Raw genomic sequence first — 9,782 nt, 5'->3', positions numbered from 1 at the left:
ATCTGGCGCACCTGTCTTTGTAGTGAGCGGGCTTGCGTTTACCTTGATAAATATCAGCGCTGGCTCCAGATAGAGCCTATTGGCCATTTTCAGGAGCCCAACATGTCCGAACCTCTTGTCATCCCCTGCCCCCACTGCAACGGCCTCAACCGCATCCCCGGCGAACGCTTGGGTGATGCGCCCAAATGCGGGCGCTGCAAGCAGCCGGTCTTGTTAAACAAGCCGTTTGAGCTGAAACAAGGCGATTACGCCAGCCAGATCAAGGGCGATTTGCCGTTGCTGGTGGATGTGTGGGCCGACTGGTGCGGGCCATGTAAATCGTTTGCACCGGTGTTTGAACAGGCGGCTGGGCAGTTGGAGGGCAAGTGCCGATTGGCCAAGCTCGACAGCGAGGCCAATCAGCAGTTGTCGGCGCAACTGGGCATTCGCTCGATCCCCAGTTTGATTTTGTTCAAGAACGGCCGCGAAGTAGCGCGCCAGAGCGGGGCGTTTCCGTTGCCGCAGTTGTTGAGCTGGTTGCGCAGCCAGGGCGTTTAACGCGGTCAAATGTGGGAGCTGGCTTGCCTGCAATAGCTGTAGTGAATTCAACACTGCCATCGCAGGCAAGCCAGCTCCCACACTGGTCGCATTTCAAATTCTGGTCCGCGTTGCCTTTCAGATCACGCGTTTTCCAGCAGGTTATGCAATTCCACAAACTGCAACGTCAGCTTATGCCGTGGGTCCAGGTGGATCAGCGGCTTGCTCTCCTGGTGCGACTCGCGCATACGCACGGAGCTGGCCAGGTACACCGGTAACACCGGCAAGCCTTCTGCAATCAACTCATCGAGCATCTGCTGGGGCAAGCTCGCCCGGGCCTGGAACTGGTTGACCACGATGCCTTCCACTTCGAGGCCTTCGTTGTGGTCGTCCTTCAACTCTTCGATTTCACGCAGCAGGCCATACAGCGCCTGGCGCGAGAAGCTGTCGCAATCGAAAGGGATCAACACACGATCAGCGGCAATCAGCGCCGAAACCGCATAAAAGTTCAAGGCAGGCGGCGTATCCAGGTAGATGCGGTCGTAATCCTCGCTCAGCTCATCCAGCAGTTTTCGCAGCTTGTTGATCTTGTGCTTGGCCTCGAGCTTGGGCTGCAAGTCCGCCAACTCTGCGGTGGCGGTGATCACGTGGAGGTTGTCGAAGGGTGTTTCGTAGATATCCACCTGGTTTTTCTTGGAAAACGGCCCGGAAGACAGGGTTTGCTTGAAAAAATCCGCGATCCCCATGGGGATATCGTCGCCGGTCAGCCCAGTGAGGTACTGGGTTGAGTTGGCTTGTGCATCGAGGTCCACCAACAGGGTTCGATAGCCTTCGCTGGCGCTGACCGCCGCCAGGTTGCAGGCAATGCTGGACTTGCCCACACCGCCTTTCTGATTGAACACCACGCGCCGCATGGAAAAACCTCCGTGTATCAATGAATGTCCGAGTGTAGAGGGCAAAAGCGCCTGTTAGCTACCTCGTTCATCCATGCACCGCTGCATTACAGGTTGGCTATAGCGCATCACGTACAAATGAAAGGGAAGCGTCCGACGATCCAACTCGCCCGCAGGTAAAGGACAATCTGTAAATCTTCCCGACTATTTTGTAATCGACCGTGCACAATTCTTTACCAAAGTTTGCTAGAACCCCACGTCACCGGGATAATGCGCGCCATTCGGCCATTGTTCCCTGCCCCGGTATTCGGGGCCAGCAGCCGCACATGGAAGCCCGCAGGGGCGGGATAACTTCTCAGTGATCAATTTCAACATCGCCCAATGGCGCGCCTGGGCTCCTGGCCTGGAGACTGCGGACGACTGGCGCGTATGGTGCCAGGACCCGGTGTTGCTGCCCGTCAGCGAAGCCTGCCCCGACGTATCATTCCTCCCGGCCATGCAGCGCCGACGCCTGGGCCGCCTGGCGCGCATGGCGTTCAGCGTGGGCTGGCCGCTGGCCGAGGGCTTGCAGGACCTGCCACTGGTCTTTATCTCCCGCCACGGCGAGACCCCGCGCACCCTCGACATCCTCAGCGACCTGGCCAATGACCAGCCGTTGTCGCCAACCCAGTTCAGCCTGTCGGTGCATAACGCGGTGATTGGCCTGTGGTCGATCCTGCGCAACGAGACCTGCGAAATGACCGCCCTCGCCGCCGCTGGCGATGGCCTGGAGCACGGTTTGGTGGAAGCCGCCGCGCTACTCAATGAAGGCGCACCGGCCGTGCTGCTGGTGATCACCGAAGAACAGCCGCCGCAGGCTTATGCCGACTGGATCCACGACGTACCGTTCCCCTACGCCCTCGGCCTGCTGCTGACACCGGGCGACGAGTGGCAGCTGGAACTCACCACCGACACTGTCCAACTCAGTACGACCCAACCGTGGCCCCACGCCCTGAACCTGCTGCGCACCCTGCTCACCGAACAGGTCGCCTGCCAACATGCCTGGAAGAACCGTGTATGGAACTGGCAACGCAAGCCCTGACCCATAAACCACGGGACGCCTACTACTGGCGCCTGTTCGCCACCGCCGCCAGCTTCGCGCTGTTCGGTGTGGGCGGACTGTGCCTGCGATTGCTGGTGTTTCCGCTGCTCGGCTGCCTGCCGGGCAGCGCCGAAACACATCGGCGCCGCGCACGCCACACCATCAGCAAGTTGTTCTGGTTCTTTATCCAGTTGATGCAAAAAGCCGGCGTATTGACCTATAGCGTCGAGGGCGCCGACAAACTCGGTCGCCCAGGCCAGATGATCATCGCCAACCACCCGTCGCTGATCGACGTGGTGTTCTTGATCGGCCTGGTGCGCCAGGCCAACTGCGTGGTCAAGCAGAGCCTGTGGCAAAACCCCTTTACCCGTGGCCCGGTGCATGAGGCCGGCTATATCAGCAATGATGGCAGCGCCGAAATGCTTGATGCCGCAACCGATGCCCTGCGCGAAGGCCAGACCCTGATCATCTTTCCCGAAGGCACCCGCACCCCACCCGGCATGGCGCCCGCCTTTCATCGCGGCGGCGCTGCCATTGCGCTGCGCGGTGCGACAATCATCACCCCCGTGGTGATCAAGGTCAGCCCCACCACCCTGACCAAGGCCGAACCCTGGTATCGCATCCCCAAATGCCGCGTGCACTTCAGTTTGCGCGTGGGTGCCGATATAGAACCACAAGCGTTTGCAGCCCTTGGGCGCGCGCCCCAGGCTTCACGCAAGCTCAACGATCACCTGCACCACTATTTCATTAAGGAGCTCGCCGAAGATGAGCGACCAACAACGCCTTGAGCACGACATAAAAACGCTGATCATCGAGGCCCTGGGCCTGGAAGATATCAGCGTTGACGACATTGGCAGTGAACAGACCCTGTTCGGCGAAGGCCTGGGCCTGGACTCGGTCGATGCCCTTGAGTTGGGCCTGGCGATCCAGAAAAAGTACGGCATCAAGATCGATGCCGACGCCAAGGACACCCGTAATCACTTCACCAACGTGGCCAGCCTTGCGGCATTCGTCACGGCCAGACAGGCAGCTTGAGACCGGACCATGCAAACTCGTGACGATATTTTCAACACCCTGCGCGATGCCTTGGTGGAACTGTTTGAATTGCCTGCCGAACGCGTCACCCTCGACGCCAACCTGTACCAGGACCTGGAAATCGACAGCATCGATGCCGTGGACCTGATCGACCATATCAAGCGCCAGACCGGCAAGAAAATCGCCGCCGAAGAATTCAAGGCGGTACGCACCGTGAACGACGTGGTTGAGGCGGTGTACCGTCTGGTCACACCTGCCGCATGAGCCGGTTGATTGGCCTTGGCCTGTTGCTGGTAGGGCTGCTGTACCCCTTCGCGGTGTATTACGGCACCGAGCACTTTGCGCCCTGGCAGTTCGGCCTGTTGCTGGGTGGCCTGTGGCTGTTGCGCGCACTCACTTCGGCACGACGCCCCGGCAGTCGCTGGATGGCTGGGGCGGTGATTGTGTTTTGCCTGTTGCTGGCCTGGTTCGATAACCCGCAGTGGCTGCGCTGGTACCCGAGCCTGGTCAGCGCCTTCATGCTGACGCTGTTCGGCCTGAGCCTGAAATACGGCCCGCCGATGGTCGAACGCCTGGCGCGCATGACCGACCCCGAATTGCCGCCCAAAGCGGTGGTATATACGCGCCAGGTCACCGTGGTGTGGAGTGTGTTTTTTCTGTGTAATGGCCTACTGGCCGCCGCCCTCACGCTGTGGGCGCCGCTGAGCTGGTGGACGTTGTACAACGGCCTGATCGCCTACGGGCTGATGGGGCTGCTGTTTGCCGTGGAATGGCTGGTACGACAAAGGGTTCGAGGCCGCGTATGAAGGGTTTGAAACTTGAGCACTTGCTGCTTGAGCCGCTGGAGCAGCGTTGGGTGACCACCGAGCCGCTGATGAGTCACGTCCAGCTCCAGGCACAAGCCCTGAGCCTGGCGGCGGGCCTGCAAGCGCGTGGCATCCAGCGCCTGGCCGTACATCTGGAAGATGCAGGCCAGTTGGCGATTGCCTTGTTGGGCGCCTGGCGTGCCGGGGTCAGCGTGCTGCTGCCTGCCGACCTGCAACCCCAGACCCGTCAACGTTGGGACGACTCGGTGGATGCCTGGCTGGTTGAGGCAACTGATCTCGACGCGTTGTATCAAGCGCCATTGAGCCCTGCCCCACTCGACCTGGACACCTGCCAACTGAGCCTGTGCACCTCCGGCTCCAGCGGCGAGCCCAAGCGTATCGACAAAAGCCTGCGCCAGCTGGCCAACGAAGTTGAGGCCCTGGAAGCCCTGTGGGGTGCGGACCTCAAAGACGCCTGCATCATTGGCAGCGTTGCCACCCAACATATCTACGGTTTGCTGTTCCGCGTGCTATGGCCGCTGTACGCCGGACGCCGCTTTGTGCGTCGGCAACTGGCCTTCCCCGAAGACTTGCAGCGCGCCAGCCGCGAGCACCCGCAATTTGCCTGGGTCGCCAGCCCGGCGCTGCTCAAGCGCATGGGCGACAACCTCGACTGGCCCGCTCTACGCCAGGTATCCCGGGTATTTTCGTCCGGCGGCGCCTTGCCCATCGAGGCCGCCGGTGAACTGTACGACCGCTTGCAGCAATGGCCGACGGAAATTCTCGGCAGCTCGGAAACCGGCGGCATCGCCTGGCGCCAAGGTGCACAGCCGTGGCAGCCATTCGCCGATGTGCAATTGAGCCAGGATGCCGACGGCGCCCTGCGCATCGCTTCGCCCTATCTGCCGGCCGGGCATATCGAACAGACTGCCGACGCTGCGCGCATCCACGCCGATGGTCGCTTCGAGCTGCTCGGCCGCCTGGATCGCATCGTCAAGCTGGAAGAAAAACGTATCTCCCTGCCCATGCTGGAACAGGCGCTGATGACCCACCCGTGGGTCGCCGAAACCCGTCTGGGCGTCGTGCAGGAAAACCGTGCCTCCCTCGGCGCGCTGGTGGTGCTGAGTGCCGACGGCCTGCACGCCTTGCGCAATCAGGGCCGCCGCATGGTGACGCAAACCCTGCGCGAACACTTGAGCGAACATTGCGAGGCGCTGGCGTTGCCCCGCCGCTGGCGGTTCCTGAGGCAGCTTCCCCTTAACAGCCAAGGCAAACTGCCTCAGGCGCACGTCGAGGCATTGCTGATGGCTCCTCGGCCGAAAGCGCCGGAATTACTGGAACAGGTCGAAGCCGAAGGCGAATGGACCCTGCAACTGAGCATCCCGCCGGACCTGGCCTATTTCAGTGGCCACTTCCCAGTCACACCGGTACTGCCGGGCGTGGTGCAGGTGGAATGGGCGTTCAACCTGGGCCAACAGTTGCTGGACTTACCGACGACATTTGCCGGCATGGAAGTGCTCAAGTTCCAGCAACTGGTGCGCCCCGGCGACCAGATCGAGCTGCACCTGCGCTTCGATCAGGAACGCAGCAAGTTGTATTTCGCCTACCGCAACGGCGTTGCGGCCTGCTCCAGCGGGCGAATTCAATTGGAGGCTGCGCGTGTATAGATCTGGTGAGCGCTTCGCGCTCAATCGCGGGCAAGCCCGCTCCCACACGGGTGAACACGCTCAAATGTGGGAGCTGGCTTGCCTGCGATGCAGGCAGCTCGGTCTCTCAGGAGATCCCGCCCATGCATAACCCCTGCGCCCTGATCCCGGTCTACAACCACGAAGCCGCCGTGCCGGCCGTGGTCCGCAGTTTGCTGGACAGCGGCTTGCCCTGCCTGTTGGTGGATGACGGCAGCAGCCCGTCCTGTGCCGCAGTGTTGGCACAGCTGGCGACGCTGAAAAAGGTCACCTTGCTGACCTTGCCGAGCAACCAGGGCAAAGGCGGCGCGGTCATGGCCGGTTTCCGCGAGGCCGCACGCCTGGGCTTCACTCATGCCCTGCAAGTGGACGCCGACGGCCAGCATGACCTGCGTGAAGTAGAAGCCTTTCTCGATGCCTCGCGCACCCATCCAACCGCCATCATCTGCGGCTATCCCGAATACGATGAGAGCGTGCCCAAGGGCCGCTTGTACGCACGCTACCTGACCCACGTGTGGGTGTGGATCAACACCCTGTCGCTGCAGATTCGCGACTCGATGTGCGGCTTTCGCGTGTACCCACTGGCGCCCACGCTGGCCCTGATGGACACGGCCTACATCGGTACACGCATGGATTTTGACTCGGACATCCTGGTACGCCTGGCCTGGCGCAACCAGCCGATGCGCTGGCTGCCGACGAAGGTGCATTACCCCACCGACGGCCTGTCGCACTTCCGCCTGTTCCGCGACAACGTGCGTATCTCGGCCATGCACACGCGATTGTTCTTCGGCATGTTGGTGCGCGCACCGATGATCCTGTGGCGACGGTGGCAAGCATGAGCGACAGCCACAAACATTGGGCCGACCGCGAAGAGCGCGGCAGCTTCTGGCTGATGAAACTCACCGCCCTCGCGGCCAAGGTACTTGGCCGCCGCCTGCTGAGCCCGTTGCTGTACGGCATCGTGTTGTACTTCTTCCTGTTCGGCCGCACGGCACGCCAGAGCGCCTGGGAATACCAACAGCGCCTGGCCGGCTGGAGCGGTCGCGATGAATTGAGGCCCACCCATAAAAGCGTGTTCGGCCAGTTCATGGCCTTCGCCGACTCCTTGCTCGATAAGCTCGACGTGTGGAACGGCAAGCTGTGTATCGAGCAGATCGAAATCAACGACCCCGCGCAGTTGCGCGGGCAACTGCGCGGCGACCGTGGGCAGATGCTGGTGGGTGCGCACTTGGGCAATCTCGAAGTGTGCCGCGCACTGGCGGAGCTGGGTGAGCAAGTCACCATGAACGTGCTGGTGCACACCAAGCACGCCGAACAATTCAACCGCCTGTTGGGCGAAGCCGGGGCGACCCATCTGCGCTTGATCCAGGTCAGCGAACTGGACCCGGCCACCATGCTCCTGCTCAGCCAGCGCCTGGACGACGGCGAGTGGCTGGCGATTGCCGGCGACCGTGTGCCGCTGCACGGCGGGCGCAGGGTGCGGGTGGATTTTCTTGGACATGATGCCGCCTTCCCCCAAGGCCCATGGCTGCTGGCCGGCTTGCTCAAATGCCCGGTCAACCTGCTGATGTGCCTGAAGCACAACGGTCGCTATCGCCTGACGATCGAGCCCTTCGCGCAATTGATCGAATGGAAGCGCAGCACCCGCGAACAGGTCATCGCCCTGTGGACCGCACGCTACGCCGCACGCATGGGCCAGTTCTGTCTGGAAGCGCCCCAACAATGGTTCAACTTTTACCCTTTCTGGAAGACCGATGACGACGCATATTGAGCCGGTAACCTTTGGCGAACGCCCTTTGCGCATTGAAAACGTGCTGGCCCTGGCCAACCGTCAGGCGCCCACGCAATTGCAAAACGACATCGCGTACCGCCAGCGCATCGCCAAGGGCGCGCAGTTCCTCGACTCGCTGCTGGACAAGGAAGGCGTGATCTACGGCGTGACCACCGGCTACGGCGACTCCTGCGTGGTGGCGGTGCCCTTGCAGCACGTCGAAGCGTTGCCGCGCCACCTGTACACCTTCCACGGTTGCGGGCTGGGCAAGCTGCTTGATGCACAAGCTACCCGTGCAGTGCTGGCGGCGCGCTTGCAGTCGCTGTGCCACGGTGTGTCCGGCGTGCGTGTGGAGTTGCTGGAGCGTCTGCATGCGTTCCTTGAACACGACGTACTGCCGCTGATCCCGGAAGAGGGGTCGGTAGGCGCCAGCGGTGATCTGACACCTCTGTCCTACGTGGCCGCGACCCTGTCCGGCGAGCGCGAAGTGATGTTCCGTGGTGAACGCCGCCAGGCTGCGGACGTGCACCGTGAGCTGGGTTGGGAACCGCTGGTGTTGCGCCCCAAGGAAGCCTTGGCGCTGATGAACGGCACAGCCGTGATGACCGGCCTGGCCTGCCTGGCCTTCGCCCGCGCCGACTACCTGCTGCAATTGGCCACGCGCATCACCGCGCTGAACGTGGTGGCGCTGCAAGGCAACCCGGAACACTTCGACGAGCGCCTGTTCGCCGCCAAGCCACACCCGGGGCAGATGCAAGTGGCCGCCTGGCTGCGCAAGGACCTGGCGATCGATGCGCCGACCGCGCCACTGCATCGCCTGCAGGACCGCTACTCGCTGCGCTGCGCGCCCCACGTGCTCGGCGTGCTGGCCGACAGCCTGAGCTGGCTGCGCTCGTTCATCGAAACCGAACTGAACAGTGCCAACGACAACCCGATCATCGATGCTGAAGAAGAACGCGTGCTGCACGGCGGGCACTTTTACGGCGGGCATATCGCCTTTGCCATGGACAGCCTCAAGACCCTGGTGGCCAACGTCGCGGACCTGCTCGACCGCCAGCTCGCGCTGCTGGTGGACGTGCGTTACAACCATGGCCTGCCGAGCAACCTGTCCGGTGCGCCGGCGGACCGCGCCATGATCAACCACGGCTTCAAGGCGGTGCAGATCGGCACCAGTGCCTGGACCGCCGAAGCGTTGAAAAACACCATGCCGGCCAGCGTGTTCTCACGCTCCACCGAGTGCCACAACCAGGACAAGGTGAGCATGGGCACCATCGCCGCCCGCGATGCGATCCGCGTGCTGGAGCTGACCGAACAGGTCGCCGCCGCCACCTTGCTCGCGGCCAACCAGGGCGTGTGGTTGCGTGCCCAGGCCGAAGACGCTCGTCCATTACCACCCGCGTTGGCCGCCATGCACATCGAGCTGGCCAAGGACTTCCCGCCCGTCATCGAAGACCGCGCCCTGGAAGGCGAGCTGCGCCTGTGCCTCACACGCATCGCCGAGCAACACTGGAGGCTGCATGCGTAGCTCGGGCGTGTTGCACTGCGACACTGAAATCCTCGTGCCGTTTTTCGACATCGACACCATGAACGTCGTCTGGCACGGGCACTACGTGAAGTACCTGGAAGTGGCGCGCTGTGCGTTGCTGGACAAAATCGGCCACAACTACACGGCGATGCTTGAGTCCGGCTATGCCTGGCCGGTGATCGACCTGCAACTGCGCTACGTACGCGGCGCCGTGTTCGGCCAGACCATCAATGTGCGGGCCAGCCTGGTGGAATGGGAGAACCGCTTGAAGGTCAACTACCTGATCACCGACCTTGCCAGCGGCGAACGCCTGACCCGCGCCAGCACCGTGCAAGTGGCGGTGGAGATTGCCAGCCGCGAGATGCAACTGGCCTCCCCCACAGCAGTCACCGACGCCGTAGAGAGAGCCTTGAAATGAGATCCCCTGTGGGAGCGGGCTTGCTCGCGAAGATCCTGAGGGCCCTGAGTAC

At 62.3% G+C, this 9,782-nt stretch carries 12 protein-coding genes; 11 read left to right on the top strand and 1 reads right to left on the bottom strand.

Annotated features, from left to right (window positions below; translation table 11 throughout):
• The first annotated feature begins 102 nt into the window (after nt 1–102).
• On the top strand, nt 103–537 hold the full coding sequence (trxC, locus tag ACRESD_RS18965) for a thioredoxin TrxC (protein ID WP_431752313.1): 435 nt from the start codon (nt 103–105) through the stop codon (nt 535–537).
• 122 nt (nt 538–659) lie between these two features.
• Here the strand turns inward: trxC and ACRESD_RS18960 are convergent, their stop codons facing one another.
• Complete coding sequence (locus ACRESD_RS18960) at nt 660–1,430, bottom strand: ParA family protein (protein ID WP_101265758.1); 771 nt, start codon at nt 1,428–1,430, stop codon at nt 660–662.
• A 337-nt stretch (nt 1,431–1,767) separates the two neighbouring features.
• Here ACRESD_RS18960 and ACRESD_RS18955 point away from each other — a divergent pair, with 337 nt between their 5' ends.
• The 10 genes from ACRESD_RS18955 (at nt 1,768) to ACRESD_RS18910 (ending at nt 9,730) form a co-directional block, all read left to right on the top strand.
• Nucleotides 1,768–2,490 (top strand): beta-ketoacyl synthase chain length factor, encoded by a 723-nt coding sequence (locus ACRESD_RS18955; RefSeq protein WP_431752312.1) that lies wholly within the window; start codon nt 1,768–1,770, stop codon nt 2,488–2,490.
• Nucleotides 2,466–3,278: a lysophospholipid acyltransferase family protein gene (locus ACRESD_RS18950; RefSeq protein WP_431752311.1), complete on the top strand. Its 813-nt coding sequence runs from the start codon at nt 2,466–2,468 to the stop codon at nt 3,276–3,278. Before ACRESD_RS18955 ends, ACRESD_RS18950 begins: the two co-directional genes overlap by 25 nt.
• The gene (locus ACRESD_RS18945) at nt 3,256–3,525 is read left to right on the top strand and encodes a phosphopantetheine-binding protein (RefSeq protein ID WP_431752310.1); all 270 of its coding nucleotides are present in this window, start codon (nt 3,256–3,258) and stop codon (nt 3,523–3,525) included. Before ACRESD_RS18950 ends, ACRESD_RS18945 begins: the two co-directional genes overlap by 23 nt.
• Nucleotides 3,526–3,534: 9 nt before the next feature.
• Nucleotides 3,535–3,789 (top strand): acyl carrier protein, encoded by a 255-nt coding sequence (locus ACRESD_RS18940; RefSeq protein ID WP_431752309.1) that lies wholly within the window; start codon nt 3,535–3,537, stop codon nt 3,787–3,789.
• Nucleotides 3,786–4,331: a hypothetical protein gene (locus tag ACRESD_RS18935; protein ID WP_431752308.1), complete on the top strand. Its 546-nt coding sequence runs from the start codon at nt 3,786–3,788 to the stop codon at nt 4,329–4,331. Before ACRESD_RS18940 ends, ACRESD_RS18935 begins: the two co-directional genes overlap by 4 nt.
• Nucleotides 4,328–5,998 (top strand): AMP-binding protein, encoded by a 1,671-nt coding sequence (locus ACRESD_RS18930; RefSeq protein ID WP_431752307.1) that lies wholly within the window; start codon nt 4,328–4,330, stop codon nt 5,996–5,998. Before ACRESD_RS18935 ends, ACRESD_RS18930 begins: the two co-directional genes overlap by 4 nt.
• Before the next feature lie 122 nt (nt 5,999–6,120).
• Nucleotides 6,121–6,855 (top strand): glycosyltransferase family 2 protein, encoded by a 735-nt coding sequence (locus tag ACRESD_RS18925; RefSeq protein WP_431752306.1) that lies wholly within the window; start codon nt 6,121–6,123, stop codon nt 6,853–6,855.
• Nucleotides 6,852–7,787, top strand: coding sequence for a glycosyl transferase (locus tag ACRESD_RS18920; RefSeq protein WP_431752305.1), 936 nt, complete (start codon nt 6,852–6,854; stop codon nt 7,785–7,787). Before ACRESD_RS18925 ends, ACRESD_RS18920 begins: the two co-directional genes overlap by 4 nt.
• A complete protein-coding gene (locus tag ACRESD_RS18915) occupies nt 7,771–9,312 on the top strand; it encodes an HAL/PAL/TAL family ammonia-lyase (protein ID WP_431752304.1) in 1,542 nt (513 codons plus the stop codon). The genes ACRESD_RS18920 and ACRESD_RS18915 overlap by 17 nt, the downstream gene beginning before the upstream one ends.
• On the top strand, nt 9,305–9,730 hold the full coding sequence (locus ACRESD_RS18910; RefSeq protein ID WP_431752303.1) for an acyl-CoA thioesterase: 426 nt from the start codon (nt 9,305–9,307) through the stop codon (nt 9,728–9,730). Before ACRESD_RS18915 ends, ACRESD_RS18910 begins: the two co-directional genes overlap by 8 nt.
• Nucleotides 9,731–9,782 lie beyond the last annotated feature (52 nt).

The sequence above is a fragment of the Pseudomonas sp. genome (genome assembly GCF_050739995.1).
GTDB lineage: Bacteria > Pseudomonadota > Gammaproteobacteria > Pseudomonadales > Pseudomonadaceae > Aquipseudomonas.
Note: the sequence above shows the minus strand (reverse complement) of the source record. Positions and strands in the feature narration are given on the sequence as shown.

What these genes read in the sequence shown, in the direction of transcription:
- trxC (WP_431752313.1), top strand. Translation starts at nt 103, where the DNA reads ATGTCCGAACCTCTTGTCATCCCCTGCCCCCACTGCAACGGCCTCAAC.
- ACRESD_RS18960 (WP_101265758.1), bottom strand. Translation starts at nt 1,430, where the DNA reads ATGCGGCGCGTGGTGTTCAATCAGAAAGGCGGTGTGGGCAAGTCCAGC.
- ACRESD_RS18950 (WP_431752311.1), top strand. Translation starts at nt 2,466, where the DNA reads ATGGAACTGGCAACGCAAGCCCTGACCCATAAACCACGGGACGCCTAC.
- ACRESD_RS18940 (WP_431752309.1), top strand. Translation starts at nt 3,535, where the DNA reads ATGCAAACTCGTGACGATATTTTCAACACCCTGCGCGATGCCTTGGTG.
- ACRESD_RS18915 (WP_431752304.1), top strand. Translation starts at nt 7,771, where the DNA reads ATGACGACGCATATTGAGCCGGTAACCTTTGGCGAACGCCCTTTGCGC.
- ACRESD_RS18925 (WP_431752306.1), top strand. Translation starts at nt 6,121, where the DNA reads ATGCATAACCCCTGCGCCCTGATCCCGGTCTACAACCACGAAGCCGCC.
- ACRESD_RS18945 (WP_431752310.1), top strand. Translation starts at nt 3,256, where the DNA reads ATGAGCGACCAACAACGCCTTGAGCACGACATAAAAACGCTGATCATC.
- ACRESD_RS18935 (WP_431752308.1), top strand. Translation starts at nt 3,786, where the DNA reads ATGAGCCGGTTGATTGGCCTTGGCCTGTTGCTGGTAGGGCTGCTGTAC.
- ACRESD_RS18910 (WP_431752303.1), top strand. Translation starts at nt 9,305, where the DNA reads ATGCGTAGCTCGGGCGTGTTGCACTGCGACACTGAAATCCTCGTGCCG.
- ACRESD_RS18930 (WP_431752307.1), top strand. Translation starts at nt 4,328, where the DNA reads ATGAAGGGTTTGAAACTTGAGCACTTGCTGCTTGAGCCGCTGGAGCAG.
- ACRESD_RS18920 (WP_431752305.1), top strand. Translation starts at nt 6,852, where the DNA reads ATGAGCGACAGCCACAAACATTGGGCCGACCGCGAAGAGCGCGGCAGC.